Source organism: uncultured Caldilinea sp. (genome assembly GCF_937128415.1).
Taxonomy (GTDB): domain Bacteria; phylum Chloroflexota; class Anaerolineae; order Caldilineales; family Caldilineaceae; genus Caldilinea.
This window is the reverse complement of sequence record NZ_CAKZMJ010000068.1, coordinates 120586-141812: the sequence shown is the minus strand read 5'-3', so window position 1 is coordinate 141812 and position 21227 is coordinate 120586. Positions and strand designations below refer to the sequence as shown.

At 62.3% G+C, this 21227-nt stretch carries 17 protein-coding genes; 8 read left to right on the top strand and 9 right to left on the bottom strand.

All coding sequences use genetic code 11. From position 1 onward, the window contains the following. Positions 1-195: 195 nt before the first annotated feature. The 3 genes from glp to Q0367_RS12845 are packed head-to-tail and all read right to left on the bottom strand — an operon-like array spanning position 196 to position 3087. Positions 196-1476 (bottom strand): gephyrin-like molybdotransferase Glp, encoded by a 1281-nt coding sequence (gene glp, locus Q0367_RS12855; RefSeq protein ID WP_297631713.1) that lies wholly within the window; start codon positions 1474-1476, stop codon positions 196-198. A 1-nt stretch (position 1477) separates the two neighbouring features. Then, complete coding sequence (locus Q0367_RS12850; protein WP_297631711.1) at positions 1478-1810, bottom strand: hypothetical protein; 333 nt, start codon at positions 1808-1810, stop codon at positions 1478-1480. Beyond that, positions 1807-3087 (bottom strand): S8 family serine peptidase, encoded by a 1281-nt coding sequence (locus tag Q0367_RS12845; RefSeq protein ID WP_298982662.1) that lies wholly within the window; start codon positions 3085-3087, stop codon positions 1807-1809. Before Q0367_RS12845 ends, Q0367_RS12850 begins: the two co-directional genes overlap by 4 nt. A 333-nt stretch (positions 3088-3420) precedes the next feature. Between Q0367_RS12845 and Q0367_RS12840 the strand changes: the two genes are divergently transcribed. From Q0367_RS12840 to Q0367_RS12830, 3 genes are read left to right on the top strand one after another with little or no spacing between them, the layout of a single operon-like run. Continuing rightward, positions 3421-4887, top strand: a complete 1467-nt coding sequence (locus tag Q0367_RS12840) for a hypothetical protein (RefSeq protein WP_297631704.1) — start codon at positions 3421-3423, stop codon at positions 4885-4887. Between the two features lie 30 nt (positions 4888-4917). Next, a complete protein-coding gene (locus Q0367_RS12835; protein ID WP_363325866.1) occupies positions 4918-5700 on the top strand; it encodes an ABC transporter ATP-binding protein in 783 nt (260 codons plus the stop codon). Further along, entirely contained in the window at positions 5688-7376 is a 1689-nt protein-coding gene (locus tag Q0367_RS12830) for a hypothetical protein (protein ID WP_298982660.1), read from the top strand. Before Q0367_RS12835 ends, Q0367_RS12830 begins: the two co-directional genes overlap by 13 nt. Positions 7377-7392: 16 nt before the next feature. Here Q0367_RS12830 and Q0367_RS12825 read toward each other — a convergent pair whose 3' ends face one another. Then, complete coding sequence (locus Q0367_RS12825; RefSeq protein WP_298982656.1) at positions 7393-7992, bottom strand: protoglobin domain-containing protein; 600 nt, start codon at positions 7990-7992, stop codon at positions 7393-7395. A gap of 139 nt (positions 7993-8131) precedes the next feature. On the opposite strand from Q0367_RS12825, the gene cynR reads away from it, so the two are divergent. From cynR to Q0367_RS12810, 3 genes are all read left to right on the top strand, one after another. Further along, entirely contained in the window at positions 8132-9055 is a 924-nt protein-coding gene (gene cynR / locus Q0367_RS12820; RefSeq protein WP_298982654.1) for a transcriptional regulator CynR, read from the top strand. A gap of 281 nt (positions 9056-9336) precedes the next feature. Continuing rightward, positions 9337-9564, top strand: a complete 228-nt coding sequence (locus Q0367_RS12815; RefSeq protein WP_297631681.1) for a cold-shock protein — start codon at positions 9337-9339, stop codon at positions 9562-9564. Then, positions 9561-10061 (top strand): peptidylprolyl isomerase, encoded by a 501-nt coding sequence (locus tag Q0367_RS12810; RefSeq protein WP_297631678.1) that lies wholly within the window; start codon positions 9561-9563, stop codon positions 10059-10061. The genes Q0367_RS12815 and Q0367_RS12810 overlap by 4 nt, the downstream gene beginning before the upstream one ends. Before the next feature lie 148 nt (positions 10062-10209). Here the strand turns inward: Q0367_RS12810 and Q0367_RS12805 are convergent, their stop codons facing one another. From Q0367_RS12805 to Q0367_RS12785, 5 genes are all read right to left on the bottom strand, one after another. Next, the gene (locus Q0367_RS12805) at positions 10210-10407 is read right to left on the bottom strand and encodes a hypothetical protein (RefSeq protein ID WP_014434686.1); all 198 of its coding nucleotides are present in this window, start codon (positions 10405-10407) and stop codon (positions 10210-10212) included. A 217-nt stretch (positions 10408-10624) separates the two neighbouring features. Next, positions 10625-11719 (bottom strand): ABC transporter ATP-binding protein, encoded by a 1095-nt coding sequence (locus Q0367_RS12800; protein ID WP_297631670.1) that lies wholly within the window; start codon positions 11717-11719, stop codon positions 10625-10627. Between the two features lie 60 nt (positions 11720-11779). Continuing rightward, a complete protein-coding gene (locus tag Q0367_RS12795) occupies positions 11780-14056 on the bottom strand; it encodes an iron ABC transporter permease (protein ID WP_298982651.1) in 2277 nt (758 codons plus the stop codon). Positions 14057-14159: 103 nt separating this feature from the next. Next, positions 14160-15260 (bottom strand): ABC transporter substrate-binding protein, encoded by a 1101-nt coding sequence (locus Q0367_RS12790; RefSeq protein ID WP_297631664.1) that lies wholly within the window; start codon positions 15258-15260, stop codon positions 14160-14162. A gap of 119 nt (positions 15261-15379) precedes the next feature. After that, entirely contained in the window at positions 15380-16465 is a 1086-nt protein-coding gene (locus tag Q0367_RS12785) for a Gfo/Idh/MocA family protein (RefSeq protein WP_298982648.1), read from the bottom strand. Between the two features lie 182 nt (positions 16466-16647). On the opposite strand from Q0367_RS12785, the gene ppk1 reads away from it, so the two are divergent. Together ppk1 and Q0367_RS12775 are read left to right on the top strand one after the other, a co-directional pair. Beyond that, positions 16648-18810, top strand: coding sequence for a polyphosphate kinase 1 (gene ppk1 / locus Q0367_RS12780; protein ID WP_297631658.1), 2163 nt, complete (start codon positions 16648-16650; stop codon positions 18808-18810). A 102-nt stretch (positions 18811-18912) separates the two neighbouring features. Then, positions 18913-21195: a VIT domain-containing protein gene (locus Q0367_RS12775; RefSeq protein WP_297631655.1), complete on the top strand. Its 2283-nt coding sequence runs from the start codon at positions 18913-18915 to the stop codon at positions 21193-21195. The last annotated feature ends 32 nt before the right edge of the window (positions 21196-21227 follow it).

Below are 21227 nucleotides of genomic sequence, written 5' to 3'. Positions count from 1 at the left end.
ATAGAACGACTTGAGCAATAGACAGCGGTGATGGTCGGTGCGGCGCTCAGCCGTACATTTCGATGAATCGTAAGGTCTTGGGGAATTCGAGCAAGCCTCGAACCTTCCCGCAGCAGAGCATACCAGAACAGGAAGGGCCGTTCAATCGACAATTGCCAGACGCAGAGGGTTCGACGTAGGTTCGACGCCGTAGTTTTACATTACATCCCCGATGAGCAGCGCCGTCACGATCGTTCCCGCCGGCAGCGTCCCTTCTCCTTGCGGCAGCTCGAGCAGCGCGTTGGCCGAGCGCATGCTGAGCAGACGGCTGCTGGCCTGGTTGCCGGTGCTGTCCGCCAGGAAGCCGCCGCGTCCTTCGTGCAACGACATCTCCCAGCGCAGGGTGGCCCGGTGATATTCTGGGCGATAGGGGTCGAGGCGCAGGGACTGACCGAGGGTCGCCTGCACGCGCGGCAGCCGTGGGTTAGGCCAGCCCGCCAGCTTGCGCATCGCCGGCGCAGCCAGCAGGTAAAAGGTGACCAGGCTGCTGACCGGGTTGCCGGGCAGGCCGAAAACCAGTTTGCGCCGACCGCGGCGTTCGACGGTGGCGAAGGTGCAGGGTTTGCCCGGCTTCATGCGCAGCCTGCCGAAATGCACGACGCCGGAGCGGTCGAGCAGCGGCTTGATGAGGTCGAGATTGCCCATGGAAACGCCGCCGGAGGTGAGCAAAATGTCCGCCTCTTCCAGACCACGCTCGATGGCCGCCGCCAGCGCAGGCGCCGCGTCGCCGGCGATGCCGAGGTCGATCACCTCGCCGCCCAGCATTGCGACCGCAGCGGCCAGCGTAGGGCGGTTGCTGTCGTGAATCTGCCCCGGACCAGGCGCAACGTCGGCTTCCACCAGCTCATCGCCCGTGGAAAGAACGGCGACGCGCGGGGCCGGATGCACCTCCACCTGCGCTGCGCCCACCGTCGCCAGCAGGCCGATTTCCGCCGGCCCAAGCCGCGCGCCGGCCGGCAACACCTCCTGCCCGACCGCCACGTCGTAGCCGATGGGGCGCACGTCGGCGCCCGGCTCGACGCGTGCGCGGATGCGCACAAGGGGGCGTCCTTCCGCGCCATCCTCACGGCCCACGGCCTCGGTCTCTTCCACCATCACCACGGCGTCGGCGCCCTGGGGCAGCGGCGCGCCGGTGGTGATGTAGGCGACCTCCCCGCGCTTCAGGACAAACTCCGCCACGCGGCCGGCGGTCACCTCGCCGACCACCGGATAGACGCCGGGGCCGTCGGCGGCGATTACGGCGTAACCGTCTTTGACCGAAGCGGGGAAAGGTGGCAACGGTTTACCGGCGTGAACGGCGCGAGCAAGAATACGACCGAGAGCTGCACGAATCGGGAGCGTCACCGGGGGAAGTGGCGCAGCCTGGTCGAGCACGATGCAGAGCGCAGTCTCGACGTCGATCATCGGGTAGGTGGATTCGGCCATAAGGGTCTTCAACTCAATCTGCTTGATCAACAGGCGTAATGTCAATGACGCCGGGCGCATGGAGCAGCTCCTGCGCCGCGTGCGGGGTGCACTCGACGAAGAGCATGTTGAACCCGGTCGCCGGGCTGACGGAGCGCACCTCGTCGCTGAGGTTGTGCATGGCGATCCATTGTTGCAGTTGCTTGCGCTGCGCCTCGACATTGGCGCGCAACAGTCGATAGCGCTCCCCCCGCGAGTAGTGCGCAAGCTCTTCCGGGGCAGGTCGTTCGACCTGGAGTAAGACGTTGACGAAGGCGGGCGTTGCGTTCTTGGCAGAGGCGGAATTTTGCACAAATTTCTGCGTCATGAGATTGCCTCCTGAACAAACCGCGCCAGGCCGGCCCCGGCACGACCCTTCGGTGCATCAGGCAGGGGGAGCGCAGTGCGCAACAGTTGCTGAGCGAGCTCGGCGCCCTGCACCATGCGGCCGCAACAGGCATAGAGTGCGGCGACGCCGGCCACGTAGGGCGTCGCCATGCTGCTGCCGCTCATGGCGCGATAGAGGCTGCGGTTGTGGCGGTCGCGCTCATAGCTGGAGACGACGTCGACGCCGAAGCCGACCAAATTAGGCTCGTGCTCTTTGGTGATGGGGGAAACGCCGCTGCTGCTGAACTGCGGGACGTTGAGCTCCCAGTCGACCGCTCCGACGGAGAGCGTGTTGGCGAAATAGGCGGGCGCGCGCACCTCGCCGACGCCTTCGTTGCCGGAGGCGGTGATCGGCAACACGGCGAAGTCGTTGACCAGGATGTCGATCACCATCTGCAGGCCAAGCGCAGCTTTCCGAAACGCGCGGCGCGCAAGTGTGCGACGGCTGAAGCCCAGCGACATGTTCAGAATCACCGGCTTGTTCAGATTCTCTTCCTCTTCAAACTGAGAAAGGAGCCAATCAAGCGCAACCACCACGCGCTCCAGGCTGGTCTTGAGCGTCTCGCTCTCCAGCACCGCCGCCACTTTCAGATCGACTTCAGGCGCCACGCCGAAATATTTTCCCGCCAGGATGCCCGCCACGTGCGTGCCGTGGCCGTCGACGTCGAAGCCCCGGCAATCGCGCAGCCTGCCGGCTGCAACGTCGAGGGGCGCGTAGCGGAAGTCGATCACCTTGTCGCGCAGCTCCAGATGATCGGCGTCGACGCCTGTGTCCAGAATCCAGACCATCATGTCCTTGCCTTTGACGCCGAGCCGGTGCGCTGCGTCGACGCCGGTGATCTCCGGCCATCCTTGCTTGGAAGGAGGGCGTCTGGCGTATTGTCGGCCATGCTCCGGAAGCGGCGCCTCCATCTCCCAGTCGGGCACAAACATGTACTCCCCTTCCAGCGACTGCATGGCGCGGCGTTGTCGCTCCGGATCGTCCGTCTGAATCACGTAAGCGTCCAAATAGGTCAGCGCCTCGAAGCTATGCTCCGGAGCCTGCTCTATCTCATCCGGCTTCACAGGCGTAAGCCCCATGTCGGCCAGACGCTCCGGCGCGCTGGCCTTTGCAGAGCGGGTCACGACCCTGGCGCGTTGTTCTTCGACGGAGGCGACTGCGCGTTCCCTGGCCTGCAGGCGAGATCGTCGGCGCAGCGCAATGATTTTTTCGCTCATGAAGCTCGGTGTTCTCGGCGTCTCTGCGGCGAGCGTTTTCCGGCAAGTGGATCGATGTTGCGTGCTGCGTGTTGCGTGTTTCACGAATCCCGGTCACGCATCACGCAACACCCAACACCCAAGACGTAACACCCAACACGCAACACTTTATATTTTTTATTGTGCCACAACGCAGCCGCTCTTCCAAGCAGGAGCAAACCCTTCCTCACACAGGGATATGTCTGATTGGAGCGCTCGCAGGGCGGCGGCGCTTCCGGTTTGGAATCTCTGTGGCATGCAGTATACTGCGATGGACGGATTCGTTTTCTCACTTTCATGAAGCGGAGCGACGCCATGAAAATTCGCTGCATTCTCATCCTGGGCCTCCTGGTCAGCCTCATCGGGAACCTTTTCCCGGTCGCAGCGTTTGCCCAGGATGTTGCTTCCTCCACTGGCCGTGCAGAGCTTTCTGTGTATGGCGTGCGCTGCAAAGACAGCCAGTGCTTTCTGACCGTCAACGCTTCTGGGCTGCAGGCGGAAGTGGCTGTGCCCGCCGCCAATCCGCTGCGTTTTGATCTGCCGGTCAGCGCACTGGGAGGACTTTCCGGCGCCCGCGTGGAAATCTCCGATCAGCTCACGCTCAGCCTGCCGGTCGGCGTGCTCCAGATGCGCAACGGCGACTTTTTGATCGGCGTCGATGCAACGGGAAAAGTCCAGCGCTTGCGCGGAAAGGCGGAGACCGTGCTGCCCTCCCTGACGCTGCCCAACAACCTGCGCATCGGCGGCGCGTTTGCGGCGGAGTTCGGCTATGACTACGGCGCCGAGCTAGATGCGGCGGGGAGATTGTTGAACGCAGAAGACCGCTACTTCTACATGCGCCTCGGCGAAGGGTTGACGCTCGACGCAACGCTGCTCGATGAAAGCGGCGCTGCGACGCCGATCACGCTGGGCCTACCCGAAGGCGAATCGACCACCATCATCGTCGATCCGGAAAACCAGTTGCTCTATCTCGACGGCCGGTTCAATGTCGCACAGGCGGTGCGGCTGGCGCTGGTGGCTACGACGCTCGGCATCGACGCCGGCCAGTTGCCGATGCTCACCGGCGTGGCCTTGCCCCTGCGTTCGACGGTCGGCGTGGCCGCGCTGTTTTCGCATGATCCGGAGCGCAACTTCGTGCAGTTGAACACCGACCTCAGCATCGAGGGCGGCCCGCTGGCCGAGCTGCTGCGCCTGCAAGAGGCGCCGCTTGCACTCGACAGCACCGTGCGCATCGACCGCCGCGGGCTGTTGGTTCAGGGCCTCGTCGACGCGCGCGTGGCGCCCAAAACCCTGCTCGAAACGGGCGGCATGGTGGAGTTCTTTGTCCCCTTCCAGCGCCTGCGCGACGCCTACGTGCGCCTGGGCGGCAATCTCGCTGCGCCGATCCTGGGCGTCGCCACGGAGAACGAGCTGGTCTTACAGGCGCCCGAAGACGCAACGCTCTCCCCCGAAACCCTGGCCGATGCGCAGCTCCCCTGGTGGAACACGGCGACCGCCTGGATCGGCGACGCCGCCAGCAGTGCAGCCATCGCCGTCGCCGAAGGAACGCAGGTGAGCGTCGATGCAGTGCAGAGCGCCGTAGATGCAACGTTGCGGTCGGCTGGTGCGGCGACGCCTTCTCCGCCGACGGTCGACGTCGGAGCCTCGACCGGTGCAGCCATCTCCGGCGCCGTGGACAGCGCCGCCTGCGGCCTGTTGCGGGCGCAACAGCTCTGGTGTAAGAGCACCGGACTGTGCGAACCGCCGGCGGACGATCCGGCCTGCCGGGGCGAGAGCGATTGAAATGAAGGATCATCCGTTTCATCCGTCCACATGGTAGCTATTGAGGCAGTGCAACTGACCCGCACCTTCGGCGCTAAGGTTGCGGTCGATCATCTCAACCTGGCGGTGGAAGAGGGCGAATTTTACGGCTTCCTGGGGCCAAACGGCGCCGGCAAATCGACCACCATTAAAATGCTGGTCGGCCTGTTGCGCCCTACGGCTGGACAGGTGCGCATCGTCGGCGTTGACATTTGGAAGCATCCGCTGGAGGCCAAACAGCAGATCGGCGTGCTGCCGGAGGGGTTGGCGCTCTATGAGCGGTTGACCGCGCGCGAATTCGTGCGTTTCGTCGGCGCCATGTATGGGCTGTCCGCGCCGGAGGCGGCTCGACGCACCGATGAACTGATGGAGCTGTTGGACCTCGACGCCGACGCCGACAAGTTGATCGTCGATTACTCGCAAGGCATGCGCAAGAAGACGGCGCTGGCCGCCGCCATCATTCACACCCCCCGCGTGCTCTTCCTGGACGAACCGTTCGAAGGGATCGACGCCATCTCCGGTCGCGTCATTCGCAACGTGCTTCAGCGTCTGCGTCAACGAGGAACCACCATCTTCTTTTCGTCGCACATCTTGGAAGTCGTCGAACGCCTGTGCACGCGCATCGGCGTGATCGTGCAGGGCCGGCTTGTGGCCGAAGGCGCCATGAGCGAACTGCGCGCCCTGGCCCAAACGGGTGAACACAGCACGCTCGAGGATATTTTTCTGCACGCCGTGGGCGCGGCCGATGAACAGGCGTTGGAGGCCAGTGAACGGAGCCTTTCATGGCTGGACTAGTCGCCCGTCTGGTCAGCGTCGCAGGACTCGATCCCGCCAAGCAACGCACCTTGCTGGGCTTGCGCCTGCGCCTGCTGCGACGTCAGTTCGAGCGCGAGCCGGGCCGGATCGTGGGGCTCGTTCTCCTGTTGGCGCTCGTCGGACCTTTCGTGTTGCTGGCGGCGATCGGCACGGGCTTCGCCTATCGGCTGGCTCCCCAGCCGTGGCCTGCACTAGTGCTGGCCAGCGTCCTCGTTGCGTTGTGGGTGGCGTGGATTGCACTGCCTTTGTTTGCCTTTCGCACCAACGAGGGGCTTGACCTCTCGCGCCTGCTGCTTTACCCGCTGCGCACGCGCGACCTGGTGGCCAGCGCGCTCATCGGCACGCTTTTCGACGTCCCCAGCTATCTGACGCTGCCTTTTTTCATGGCGGTGTTCATCGGGTGGAGTGGTCAGCCGCTGTTGTACGTAGTGATTGCGCCCGCGCTGCTGACCGCCTACGCGTTGATGATGGTCAGCGGTCAGTTGGTTTTGACGGCCAGCGCGGGACTGTTGCGCAGTCGGCGTTTCCGCGATCTGGCCATCGTCGTCTTTTCCTTGTTGGGATCGTCCTGTTATTTCACCAATCGCGTTATCGAGGGGTGGATCAGGGCGACCGACGCCGCAGACCTGCAACGGCTGCAGCCGCTCCTCTTCCTGCGCTGGCTGCCTCCGGGCGCCTGCGCGCAGGCCGTCGCCTCCGCTGCGCAGGGCGCCTGGGGCGAGGCGCTGCTGTGGCTGGCCTATGCGTTGGGATGGTTGGCGCTCCTGCTGTGGATGTGGTGGAAGCTGCTCTTGCGCATGACCACCGGCGCAGCGCTCTGGGCGCCGCCCACTTTCGAGGCGAAAAAGCCGCAACGACGAACGCAGTCGCTCAGCGAGCGAATCGTTGCATTCGTCAACACTTGGCTGCCGGCCCCGGCGACGGCGACGGCGATCAAGGAGGCGAGGCTGATCTGGCGCGTGCCTCAGCGCCGCATTGGCCTGCTGCAGAGCGTCGTGGCGCCCTTTGTTCTGATCCTGGCCGTCTTTGTCGGCGACATCGAGGCGCTCGGCCGCCTGCCGGAATGGACGGCGCTGGCGTTGCCGGGCGTGATGCTTTTTTCAACGTGGGGGTTGAGCACCAACATGTTGGGGATGGAAAGCAAAGGGTTGGCTACGCTGCTGTTGACGCCGGCCCCGCGCTGGCAGATCTTCGCCGGCAAGGGGCTGGCGTATCTATTCACCGCGCTGTTGCCCACCGTCGTGTATGCAGGGATTCTGGCCGTGACGGCGCGCAGCGCCTTCATCGTCTACGGCCTGGTTGCGGCCGCGGCGATGGCGCTGATTGTGATCGCCGTCAACACGGTGGCCGCCCCTTACGTCACCTATCCTTTCGATGAGAACAGCCCCACGCGACAGCACGCCGGCGGCAAGTGGCTGACCGGCGTCGCCCAAGTGCTGGGCGTGCCCCTGGCGATCTTCGTCCTCTCAACGCCGGTCACCGCGCCGCTCATGCTGGGCGTCTGGTGGAGTCGTCCTGAAGTCGCCGGCGTCGGCGTGCTGGTCGGCCTGGCGTATGCGGCCGGCGTGTGCAGCGTCGCCATCCGCTGGGCGGGAGTGCAGCTCACCCGGCGAGAGCCGGAAGTGCTTGAAGCTGCAAGGGCGATCGATTTTTGACGCGCCGGCGCGCTCCTTAGAACTCTCCCTCTCTGGCGTAGGGTCGGCTCCACAGCACCACCTGCAACACAATCGACTTGAACCATGCCTGATGCATCTTTTCCACCTCCTCTGCGGAATGTCCTTTTTTCGCCAGAAACCCGCGGATGGTGGCGGTGATCGGATAGATGAAGGCGATCATGTAGCGCAGCGGCACGATCGGCGGAGCGTTCACCTGGTCGGTCTGATTTTTGCGCGTGCTGTGGTGACGCAGCGCGATCTCCTCCTGATAGTCGAGCCAGGTCTGGTCGTAGGGGCGGCGACAGGTGTCCAGGATCCACTGTCCAAAGCGCGCCCGCACCCGGCTCAGATAGATGTCAATCGGCTTGCCGTCCGGCCCGGTGAAGTAGTGGAGCAGGTGCGGATGCGAGCCGACAAAGCCATACCAGAGGTCGAGCACATCCTCCACCTGATCGGCCAACACATCCCCGGCCATGCGCAGGTAGCGCTCGTCCTCCTCGCTCCATAAAACCGTCTGTTTCAGGAGGTCGAACTCCTGAGCGGAGATCGGGGAATGCGCCACCGTCGGTTGACCATAGGTGTAGCCGGGAATCGTCGTTTGGGTTGCTGTGGTCATGGGATTTCTCCTTTCCGAACGAAATTCTGCTATTCGTCTCGGCTGTTTGCGCGCTCGCACGCATTTGACGTCTTCACAATACTTCAGGTAAATTGATAAGTGAAATATTCGTTTTTTCTTATATCGATAAGATTTTCTTATGAATCATCCAGAACTGCGGCAACTCCGCTATCTTCTCGCCGTGGCGGAGGCGGGAAATTTCACGCGAGCGGCTGAAAAGCTGTTTGTGTCGCAGCCTGCGCTCTCCCAACAGATTCAACAGCTCGAAGAGCTGCTCGGCGTGACGTTGCTTGACCGACAGGGTAGATCGGTGCGCCTCACGGCGGAGGGCGAGATTGTCGTCCGCGCTGCGCAGAGAATCTTTGCGCAGTTGGAGCAGATGGAGACGGAGCTGCAGGAATTGAGCGGCTTGCGTCGGGGGGCGCTCTCTTTGGGCGTTGTGCAGACGGTCAACGCCTATCTGATGCCGGCGGTGGTGGCCGACTTTGCCTGTCGCCATGCCGGCGTGCTCCTGCGCGTCGAGGAGGCGGCGCAGGAGCAAATTGAGGAAGGGCTTGCCTGTGGCCGCTATCAGTTGGGGATTGGGTTCCAGCCTGCAAGTCGGGAAGTGGAAATAGAGCCGCTCTTTCTCGAGGAGCTGGCGCTTATTGCGCCGCGACGTCATCCGCTGGCGACGCAGCCGACGATCCCGTTGCGCGAGGCGGCGCGCTGGCCCATGGCGTTATTGACCGAATCGCTTTGCACGCGTCGTCTGCTGAACGAATGCATGGCGCAGGCGAACGCCCGCCCGCAGGTGGTCGCCGAGTTCAACACCATCGCTGCGGTGCTGGCTGCAGTGCAGCGACTCGGCGTGGCCACGGTGCTGCCCTGTCCTGTGCTCGAAGCTGTGGGCGAAGACGGGCTGTGCAGCGTTGCGCTCCAGAACCCTACGCCGCAGCGGACGGTTGGATTGCTTTACCGGAGCAAGGGCTATCGCTGCCGTGCGGCGCTGGCTTTTGCCGAAGCGGTGCGGAAGGTGACGCAAAGCAAGGGCTTGGCGATTTCCTCTGCATCCTCGCCTTGAGCGCCGCTCACAACGCTGGCGGCTCTGCGCAGGTGCGTAGGATTGCCCGAGCTATCTGCGTCAGGTCTCTAGAGGAAGGTGATCCGGCGACTTCTGTTGAAAATCTTGTTTGACAGAAGCGCTATTTTCCCGTATAGTATACTGCGTAGGACGGAGTAGCTGCTGTTTTGGTTGGAGAAGACCCTATTCAGACGGCTGGATGTCTGAATGGGGTTTTTTGTTCTACAGAGCAGCGCGCACCGTCGTCGTTTTATCATGCGCTTCAGTAAAGGAGAAGTAAAATGAGTGAGCGCGAAACCGGAACAGTCAAATGGTTCAATGATGCAAAGGGCTACGGCTTCATCGCCCGCGACGATGGCGGCGCCGATGTGTTCGTGCACTACTCGGCGGTCAGCGGCAGCGGCTTCAAGAGCCTGGTGGAAGGGCAGCGCGTCGAGTTTACCGTCGAGCACGGCCCCAAGGGCGCAGCGGCCGCCAATGTTGTAAAACTCAGCGATGGCGCCCGATGAACGCCAAGAATCTAGCCGTCGCAGACGGCACAGTAGTGCAGATTGAGTACACGCTGTCGCTCGCCGATGGCGAGGTGGTGGATAGCTCCTCGGAGCACGGGCCGTTGGCGTTCTTGCAAGGGGCTGGCGAGATCATTCCGGGCCTGGAGGCCGCCATGTACGGCATGGTCGCAGGAGAGCGCAAGCAGATTGTCGTGACTCCAGACTTGGCCTACGGCGAGTATGAACCCGACAATTATCAGGTGGTTCCCTTGGAGGCCTTCGACGATGCGGCGGATCTCGAGCCGGGCATGGCGCTGGAATTTTTCGATGAAGCGAACAATCAGGTCATCGAGGGCTATATCAGCGAGATTCAGCCTGACGGCGTCGTGGTGGACTTTAACCACTGGCTCGCAGGCGAGACCCTTTACTTCGATGTGAAGGTCGTCGACGTGCGGCCGGCCACGCCGGAGGAGCTGGAACACGGCCATGCGCACAGCGGTGGACATGCCCACTAGCCGAGCCGGCATTCGTTGAAACGAAAACGGGGCGTCGCTTTGAGAGAGACGTCCCGTTTTTTATTTTTGATCACAAGAGGGAGTTCCACCAGGGGAGTGAGAAGGAAGCGTCGCCGTGGCGACGCCCCTATCCGAGACCGGCGGCCTGCTATGCTTTCTTCAGCACCGGAAGGCCATTCTTGCTCTCAGAGACCTGATAGCCGGCGGGCACGGAGTCGAGCGCCCCTTCCTTCACTTCTTTGGCAAAGAAAAAGATCGTCTGCTTTTTTCCATTTTTCAGAGTGGTCTCGCGGGCATGCAGGTAGTAGGTGCTGCCTTTGCTGTTCGTGTAAGAGTATGCGCTCACGTTATCATCTCCTTTGCAATGTACATAGATGGGCAAACACTTCTCCACATCGATCCGCCTGTAGAAAACCCGTCTGTAGAAACGGTCCACCTACAGACATGCTCCAGTGACAAGCCACTGAATCTATGGCGCTATTGTATCACGACTTTTCCAGAGAGAAAATACCCCTGGACAGGAGAAATTAGACGAGAAGCGTCCGAAATCCTGTCTATCCATATCACTCGCCCGGCAACAGGTAGGCGTTCTCTGGCAAGAATTGCACATACACCGCTTGATGGACAGGATACAGGTCGCTTTCCGCCGGATCGTAGCGCACGGCCAGGAGTTTTTGGTCGGCAATTTCGACGTCGTATTCGATGAAGCTGCCCAGGTACGAGGTGCGCGTGACGACGCCCGACCACGCCGCCTTCTCGTTGTTGGGCGGCGTTGGAGACAGCCGAATGGATTCGGGGCGAATCATCAGCACAGCTTGCCCGCTTTTTCGGATGGCTGCGTCTTCTTCGCCCGGAGCTTCAATCACCTGACCCAATAGCTCGAGAACCCACATGCTCGACGCACGGTCGAGCACTCGCACCGGCAGAAAATTGGCGCGCCCGATGAAATCGGCCACGAATCGATTGTGCGGTCGACGGTAAATCTCCAGCGCTGTGCCGATCTGTTGCACGCGGCCCTGATGCATCACGACAATCTTGTCCGAGAGCACCATCGCCTCGTCCTGGTCGTGCGTGACGTAGACGCTGGTGATACCCAGCTCCTGCTGAATGCGACGAATCTCGGTGCGCATCTGCACGCGCAGCTTGGCGTCCAGGTTGCTCAGCGGCTCGTCGAAGAGCAGCACTTTCGGCTCCATGACCAGCGCACGCGCCAGCGCCACGCGCTGCTGCTGTCCGCCGCTCAGCTGGTTGGGCGCGCGGTTTTCCAGGCCGGTCAACTCGGTGAGCGCCATCACATCGGCGATCTTGCGGCGGATTTCCTGGCTGCTCAGCTTTTTGATTTTCAGCCCGTAAGCGATGTTTTCATATACATTCAAATGAGGAAAGATCGCATAGCTCTGAAAAACCATCGCCATGTCGCGGCGATTGGGCGGCAATTCGTTGATCACCTCGCCGTCGAGGATGATGCGTCCGAAGGTGGGAAACTCAAAGCCTGCGATCAGGCGCAGCGTCGTCGTCTTGCCGCAGCCGGATGGCCCAAGCAACGTGACGAACTGTCCTCGTTCGATGTCGATCTGCACGTCATCGACGGCGCGCACCTCGCCGCTTCCGGCGCGCGCAGGAAAATGTTTGCTGACGTGGTCCAGGCGCAAAAACACGGAACGTTCTCCTTCGTCGTTCATTCAAGTCAAGCGGTCCGCTTAAAATCCAACTATCTTTCAGCCGCCAAGGGTCATGTCGATCCTCTGGCTTGCGCCGTAGACGCGCTTCAGCCACAGGCTCATCAGCCCGATCGCCGTCAACACGATGGCGATCAGAATGACCGAATAGGCGGCCGCCACGCTCATGCCGCCTTGCTCGACCTCGCTTAAAATCCACACGGTCAGGATCGGCCACTGCGCTGTGGTGAGAAAGATCACCGCCGAGAGGCTGGTCATGTGGGTGGCGAAGGCGTAGATCAGGCCGGCGAAAAAGGCGGGCAGGATCAACGGCAGCGTGACGTGACGGAAGGTGTACTGGGCGTCGCCGCCCAGAATGTTGGAGGCTTCCTCCAGCGATGGGTCGATCTGTTGCAGCGCCGCAACGCCGGCGCGCACTGCGGCCGGCAGGCTGCGCACTGCATACGCCATCACGATGATGTAAGGTGTGCCCACCAACGTGAGCGAGTTGCCGTAGAAGATCAGCGAGGCCGACAGCGCCGCCGCCGCAAACGCCAGCCATGGCCGCGCCCGTGGCCGCATCTGCTCAACAGCAAAGACGCTCAGGGTCAGGAAGGTGTAGCCCAGGATGGCGGGCGTCGGCTGTGTGAAGAAGGTGATGAACGCGCTCACTTTGACGACGATCTTGGGCAGGTCTACCCCGGGCAGCTGACGCCCCCAGCGCGCCAACGGTTCGGTGACCCAGGGGCTGAGGTTGTACACCAACAGCGCCAGCGCCATCATCGCAAAGAGCAGCGCCACGACGCGGCTTTTGCCCGGTTGGGCGAAGGCCGCGCCGAGGAGGGCGAGCAGCAGAAAGGCCGCCATCAACAGAAAACGCCATCCCGTCTCGCTCTGCCCGAGCAGGATCGGCGTCCAGTTCAGATAGTAACCGGCGACGGTGACGGCGGTCAACAGCGCCAACGCCGCCCAGCTGCGCGTCGTGGCGCGCGAGGCCAGGTAGCCGGCCAGCAGCGCATAGACGATCAGGATGGCGATCCACGGCGCACCGATATAGGCCACGATATAACCGATGCCCAGAATGGTGCCCGGCACCGCGCCGCCCAGGTTCGAGACAAAATCGAGCGTTTGCTTGCCGATAAACGTGCGACGCACAACCATGAAGGCGACGATGACGCCGATCAGCCCGGCCACAGGGGTCGCCACCGCCGAAAGAAAGGTGGTGGAGAGGATGGCGTTTAGTCCGCGTGAGAACGCCGTGGCGTAATTGCCTAAATAGAGCTGATTGTTGACGCCCCACAGCACGGTGAAAGAGCCCCACAAAATCGTGAAATAGAGCATGAGCACCAGCGCCAGCGCCAGCAGCGTGAGCACGATGAAAATCCAGCGGATGACCGGCTCTTTGACGAAAATCTGCCCGCCCGTTGGCTTGCCCGTGACCGAAATATAGGAGCGTCGGCTGATGTAATAGCGCTGCAAGAGAAAGACGGTCAGCGTCGGCAGCAGCAACACGAGCGAGAGCGCCGCCCCTTTCTGCTGATCGAACTGGCCGGCGACGGCCAGATAAATTTCGGTGGAGAGCACGCTGACGTTGCCGCCAAGCAAAAGCGGATTGCCCAGATCGGCGAGCGACTCGACGAAGAGCAGCAGGAAGGACGCCGCAATCCCCGGCGCCAACAACGGCAACGTAATCGTGCGGAAGATGTGAAACTTGCTGGCGCGCAGGCTCAGCGCCGCCTCCTCCATCGAGGCGTCGATGCGCTCGAGCATGGCGCGAATGATCAGGTAGGAGACGGGGAAAAAAGTGATGATCTGAACAAAGATCAGCCCATCCAGCCCATAGATGTCGTTGACGCCAGGGCCAAAGCGAATGCCGAGCAGCTGGCGCGTGATCAACCCGTTGCGGCCAAAGAGCAAAATGGTGGCGATCGCAATGGCGAAGGGCGGCGAGATGGTGGGCAGCAGCGTGACGATATGCACCAACCGCGCAAAGGGAAAATTGCAGCGCACCAGCGCATACGCAAAGATAAAGCCTAAGATCGTGCCGCCCGCGGCTGCGCCGACTCCCATGATGAGCGTGTTGCGCACAACCTGCCACAGATATGGGCCGAAGTAGGGATCGAGGAATTGGGCGAAATAGACGAGGCTGAATTCCCCTGTGACGGGATTGACGAAGCCTTGGTAGATGACGCGCAGCAACGGCAGGGCCACGAACAGAAAGACGAACGAGGCGACGACGATCAGGCCAATCGCCAGCATGGGGTCCTGGCCGATCAGCCGCACTTCCTGCCAGTGGCGCCAAAACGCAGAGCGAGGTTTGGAAATGGATGCGCTCATGAGAAATCGAGATGGATTGAATGCAGATGTTGCATGGGAACAATGAAGAGATGGGTTCAGCTCTGCGCTGAACCCATCTCGAAAGGCGCCTTTGTTGAGGAAATCACTCCTTCAGGTTGTCCGCAGCCGCAATCTCGTTGGTGAATTTGTCGACGAAAGCCGTCTTGTTGGAGCCACAGTAGTCAAAGTCGTAGTCGATCAGCTTCACCTCGAGCAGCTCCGGCCGCGAAGGCGTGGCGCCCTTGACGGTCGGCGCCTGATACGCCTGGTATTTGGGGCCCAGCTCCTGCGTAGCCGGCTCGAGCGCCCAGTCGAACCACTTCTTGGCGGCGTCGAGGTTGCGGGCGCCTTTGACGATGCCCATGCCGCCGATCTCGTAGCCCGTGCCCTCCTCCGGGAAGGTCAACACCAGCGGTGCACCTTTCTCCATCTCCGCCACGATGTCATGCGAGAAGACGATGCCGACCGCAGCCTCGCCCTGGGCGACGAACTTGGCCGGCGCGGCTCCGCTCTTGGTGAACTGCAGCACCTGACCGGCGTACTGGCGCAGATAGTCCCAGCCCGCCTCTTCCCCACGAATTTGCAGGACGGTGCACAGCGCCGTGTAGGAGGTGCCGGAGCTGGACGGATGGGCGACCATGATCTGACCCTTGAATTCGGGCTTCAGCAGGTCATCCCAACTGCGCGGGGCTTCGACGCCGGGATGCTCGTCCAGCCAGTTTTGATTGGTGGCGAAGCCCAGGGTGCCGATATAGATGCCGGCCCAGAAGTTGTCCGGGTCCTTGAAACGTTCGGGGTCGGCCAGATTGGCCAGATTGGGTGAATCATACGCCTCCAGCAAGCCCTCCAGCTTGGCCGCCACAAAGCTGTCGATGGGGCCGCCCCACCAGATGTCGAACTGGGGATTGTCCTTCTCGTTGCGCAGGCGGGTCAGCGCCTCGCCGCTCGACATGCGCACGAAGTTGACCGTGATGTCGGGATAGACCTTCTCGAACTCCGCCTTCATGCCCTCGCACCACTGCACCTGTGGCGTACAGAGCAGGTTGAGCTCGGTGCTGGCGGTTTCCTGCGCAGCGCCCTCGCCGGCGGAAGGCGCCGCCGCCGGCGCAGCAGGAACCGGCACAGGGGCGCACGCGGCCATCAATAAAACGGCAAGCGCCAGCGCGGCGACAAGCAGCACATGGGTTCGTCCAGAATGGTTCATGGAAAAACTCCTTTCACATTCAATTTGGATCCTTCTCACCCTTTTTCAATGTATTCGATTGTGAATCTGGGAGCACAGCGAAGACTGCGCTGATAGTATGGCAAAGAAAGGTTGTTCCGTCAAAGCGTTTCCCACGCCTTTTGGGCGTGGCCGCGTCGGGCGGCGTCCAGCACTCTCTGGACAACCAACCCGTCGTAGAAGCTGGCGGCGTCGTTCAGCATGGTTTCTCCCATCGGCAACGACAGAGCGAGCGTCTGCGCCAGGTAAAATGCGCCGATGGTGAAAGGCCCTTGATTGGGCAGTCCCTCGGCGGGAGGCGGCGCTTGCCGCGTGCGAATCGGCTCCCAGTTTCCGCCGGGATAGACGCCCTTCATGCCGAAGAGCTGATCCTGGTTGTCGAGCATCAGCGCGCCGTCCGTGCCCACCACGAGGATGGACATGCCGTAGCCGCCCGGCGTCAGCCCGCTGACGGTGATGTGCCCGGTTGCGCCGTTGGCGAAGCGCAACAGCAGATCGGCGTGATCGTCGGCCGTCACCGCCCGTTGTGCGCCGCTTTCCGGGTCGGTGCGGAAGAGGTGCCCGATCTGCAGTTGCGCCGTGACCGACTCGATGCGGCCGATCATCCAGCGCGCCAGGTCGATCAGATGGCTGCCCAGCGCGCCCAACATGCCGCCTCCGCGCTCGGCGTCGCTCCACCAGGTCCAGGGCTGCGCAGGGTCGAGCCGCTCCCCGCCCAGGCGGTCGAAGCGCGCCTGCAGGACGCCGCCGACGTAGCCCTCGCGGATCAGCTGCCGCATCTGCATGCGCTGCGGATGGAAGCGCAGTTGATGGTCGATGATGGCGAGTTGCTCGGGCGCAGCCTGGGCGGCGGCCAACATCCTTTCCGCTTCCTGGACGTTGAGCGCCGTCGGCTTCTCGCAGATGACATGTTTGCCCGCCGCCAGCGCTGCGACCGCTATTTCGGCATGGAGATGGGGCGGCGTGCAGATGCTGACGATATCGACCTCTTCGCTTTCGACGAGAGCCTGCCAGTCATCGAAAACCAGGGGGATGTTGTGCGTCGCCGCCACGCGTTCGGCGCGTTCGCGCCGGGCCGAAGCGATGGCCTGGGGCGTCAGCCCGCCCAGCCGAAAGGCGGCGATTTGCACGCGGTCGGGCCAGCCGGCGCCGATGAAGCCCACGCGTAAACCGTGCTGTGCAGACATCGGATGCTCCTTTCTGAATATGAAGGCGATGCATTGGCATTGCATATCGTACTCTCTTCAATCCGACTGAGCAACCGGTCGCCTGGAAAAATGGAGCCATCCGCCGATCGCGCTTTACTTCCGCTGCGGCGATCTGGTAGGATTCAAGATGAAGATCAAGCGTCACATGCGAGGCAAGCCTTATGAGCAGGTTGTATGCAGCCATCCCGATCTTGCGCGCCGTGCAGGCCTCGCCGCCGCCTGCAGACGCCGACCTCGACGAGCCAACGCTCTACTTCAACCGGGAGCTGAGCTGGGTCGACTTCAACTGGCGCGTGCTGGCGTTGGCCATGGATGAGCGCACGCCCTTGCTTGAGCGCGTCAAGTTCGTTGCGATCACCGCCAGCAATCTCGATGAATTTGTGCAGAAGCGCATCGGCGGCCTGCGACGTCAGGAGGGAGCGGGCGTGACGCAGCTCTCCGACGACGGTTTGACGCCGACCGAGCAGTTGCAGCTTCTGCATGGCGCCACCACGCAGATGCACCAGCGCATGACTGCGCTCTGGGAAACGGAGCTGCGTCCTCGTCTGGCGCTGGAGGCTGACATTCATGTGCTGGACTACGCCACTTTGTCCACTGCGCAGCGCAGTTTGCTCTATGAACGCTTCCACGACGAAATCTATCAGGTGCTGACCCCGCTGGCGGTGGATCCGGGCCATCCTTTCCCATTCATTTCCAACCTCAGCCTTTCGCTCGCCGTGGTGTTGCGCAATCGCAAACGAGGCACCATCCACTTTGCGCGCATTAAGCTGCCGCAGCCGCGTCTGATGGAAATTCCAGGGGAATGCGAATGCACGCGCAATCCGAAGCCACACTATTTCGTTCCGATCGAGCAGGTGGTGGCTGCGCATGTGGAGGATTTGTTTCCGGGCATGGAGATCATCAGCGTTCACCCCTTCCGCGTGACGCGCAACGCCGACGTGCGCCGCAACGAGGAGGAGGCCGAAGACCTGCTGGAGATGATCTCCGCCGAGTTGCGCGAGCGGCGCTTCGCCGAGGTTGTGCGCCTGGAGGTGGATCGGGCGATGCCGGCGTACGACCGTCAGTTGCTCGTGCGTGAGTTGAACCTGCGCCCTGAAGATGTATGGGAGGTCGATGGGCTGCTCGATCTGACCTGCCTGTTTGCGCTAACGGAGATCGATCGGCCTGCGTTGAAGTACGAGCCCTGGGAGCCGGTGATCCCGCCGGAGCTGCGCTACGAAGGAGAGAGCAAAGACGCGCCCAATATCTTCGCCATTATTCGCAAAGGCGACCTGATGGTGCATCACCCCTATGACTCGTTCGCCGTCAGTACGCAGCGCCTGCTGGAAGAGGCGGCGGAAGATCCGCATGTGCTGGCCATCAAACAGACGCTCTACCGCACTTCGGACGACTCGCCGATCGTCGCCGCCTTGATCCGCGCAGCCGAGCGCGGCAAGCAGGTCGCCGTGCTGGTGGAGGTGACGGCGCGCTTCGACGAGGCCAACAACATCGAGTGGGCGCAAATTTTGGAGAACGCCGGCGTCCACGTCACCTACGGGTTGGTCGGTTTGAAGACGCACACCAAAGCTACGCTGATCGTGCGCAACGAAGAGGGGCGCATCCGCACCTATTGCCACATCGGCACCGGCAACTACAACCCCAAGACGGCGCGGCTCTACACCGATCTAGGGCTGCTCACGTGCCGCCCGGAGTTGGGCCGCGATATTGTCAACCTGTTTCATTTCCTCACCGGCTATGCGCCTGCGCAACGTTACGAGCAGACGCTGGTGGCGCCGGTCTACATGCGCGATCGCTTCGAGGCGCTGATCGACGCCGAGATTGCGCACCAGCGCGAGACGGGCAACGGCCGCATCATCGCCAAAATGAACGGCCTGGACGACAAGCGCATGGTGAAAAAGCTCTACGAAGCGTCGCAGGCCGGCGTGCAGATCGACCTCATCATCCGCGGCCACTGCACGCTGCGCCCCGGCCTGCCTGGCTACAGCGACAACATCCGCGTCCTCAGCATCCTGGGACGCTTCTTGGAGCACGACCGCATCTTTTACTTTCACAACAACGGTCAGCCGATCACGATCATCGGCAGCGCCGACTGGCGCACGCGCAACCTCTCGCGCCGCGTCGAGTTGGCGACGCCCGTGACCGATCCGAAGTTGCAGCAACGGCTGATCGATATCCTCCATGACGCCCTCAACGACAACCGCTCGGCCTGGGAGTTGGACTGCGACGGTTTCTATCGGCTGCGCATGCCGGCGCCCGGAGAAGAGGTGCGCGAGTTTCAGGCGATTATGATGAAAAAGGCCCTTCAGCGCTCGCTGGGGAAATAAATTCTTCCCCGCTGCTCCATTGGCCCGGAACATTCTCCGCCTCCGCTCCGTCACCTGACCAGAATGCAACTTGTTTTGCGCAGACGGATAAGGAGGCGATATATGCGCACGCCAGCTCGCAGTCCACTCCTCATTTTCTTACTGCCTATCGTTGTCAGTTTAGCTGTCTGTTTGGGGGTGCTTGGGGCGATGCTGCCCGTCGGCGTGCAGGCGCAGGAGGCTCCCCCGTGGCCAGGGCCGCCGCTCCCGCCCCCAACTCCGATCGAGCCGCCGATTGTTTTCAGTCCACAGGTCGTCGTGGAGCGCCATGCAGTGGACGCCGTGATCGACGGTCCGGTTGCACAGGTCGAGGTCACGCAAATTCTTCGCAACTCCTCGGGCCGCGTGGCGGAGGGCGTCTATGTGTTTCCGCTGCCGGTCGACGCCACGGTGAGCGATTTTCAGCTGACCGTCGACGACCAGACGCTGGAAGGCAAGCTGCTCGACCGCAACGAAGCGCGGCGCATCTATGAGCAGATCGTGCGCAATCAGCGCGATCCCGCCTTGCTTGAATATCTGGGACGCGGCCTCTTCCAGACCAGCGTCTTCCCGATTCCAGCCGGTGAAACGCGCACCGTTCGCCTCACCTACAGCCAATTGCTCGAACGCAAAGACGGACTGCACCGTTTCAACTATCCGCTGCGGGCGTCCCACCGCAACGCAGGCGCTGCTGAGGAGATTGCATTGCGCATCGAGCTGCGCAATCTCTCCGGTCTGCGCACGATATACAGCCCGAACTATCCGATCACGGTCGAGCGCCTCGCCGATGACCATGCCGTGGTTTTCTATAAGGCCGCAGGCGCAAAGCCGACCGGCGACTTCGACCTTTATTTCGGCGTGGAAAAACAGCCGATCGGCGTCGATCTCCTCTCCTACAAGCCGGCCGGCGAGGACGGCTATTTCCTGCTGGTGGCTGCGCCTGCGCTCGAAGCGGCCGCAGAGGAAGTGGTCGCACGCGACCTGATCGTGGTCATCGACGTCTCCGGCTCTATGCAGGGGAAAAAGATTCAACAGGCCAAAGAGGCGATGCGTTACCTCGTCCAAAACCTCAACCCGGAGGATCGCTTCAACCTGATCGCCTTCAGCACCGGCGTCTCGCTGTGGGAAAAAACGCTGCAGCCGGTCGACGCGCGCACACAGCAGTCGGCGATGCGCTGGATCGACAAGTTGCGCGCCACCGGTTCGACCGACATCAACCGCGCACTGTTGGAGGCGCTGGCGCAGCTTGATGTCGAGGAGCTCGACCGACCCGCTTACATTCTGTTTCTCACCGACGGCCAACCGACGCAGGGAGAAATGAACGCCGACGCCATCGTGCGCAACGCACTGAACAACCTGCCGGGTGAACGCTCCGTGCGGCTCTTCACCTTCGGCGTAGGATATGACGTCAACACCGATCTGCTCGACGTGCTCGCCGACGAGCTGCGCGGGGCGAGCCACTACGTCAAACCGGATGAAGCCATCGATGAGGCGGTGAGCGCCTTTTACGCTCAGGTCAACACGCCGGTGCTCGCCGACATCCAGATCGACTTCGGCGAGTCGATCTTTATCGAGGATGTGTATCCTCACCCCCTGCCCGATCTCTTCGCCGGGCGCCAGCTTGTCGTCGTTGGCCGCTATCGCGAAGGCGGCGAGGTCGAAGTGATGCTTTCCGGTCGCGTCAACGACGAAGAGAAAGTCTACGTCTATCCGCAGCGCACACTGGTCGAAAGCGGGGGCGAGCCGTTCGTCGCCCGACTCTGGGCCACGCGCAAGATCGGCCATCTGCTCGCCCAAATTCGACGCAGCGGCCCGGACCCAGAGCTGGTGCAGGCGATCATCGACCTGAGCCTGCACTACGGCGTCCTGACGCCCTACACTTCGTATCTTGTCTTAGAGCCGGATGCGCCGGCCTTGTCGCTCGATGCAGCGACGCAGGCGCCGGCGCAATTGGCGTTGCCTGATGAGGCGCAACTGCGCACCCAGGGAGCGGAGATCGCCGCCCAGGTCTACGCTGCGCCGGCCGCCGGCGCAGCAGCAGTGATCGCCAGCCAGGAGCGCAGGGCGCTGCTGCAAGCGGAAACCACGCAGACGATTCCATCGGAGATGCGTTACGTCGCCGGTCGCGCCTTCGTCTTGCGCGCCTACGTCGTCGATGCGGAGGGGCGTCGCCTGCCTGTATGGGTGGACACGCGTTACCAGGAGGAGATGGAGACCACCGTCGTTGCTTTCGCCAGCGACGCTTATTTCGCCCTGCTGGACGAGCCTGGGATGGCGCAAGCGTTGGCGCTTTCGCCGGAGATGATCATCGTGACCGATGAGGGCGAGGCGATTCGGATCACGACCTCTGAGGCCGTTGAGAGATAAGAAAAAAGGAGAGCGGGGAGAAGGCGTTTCAT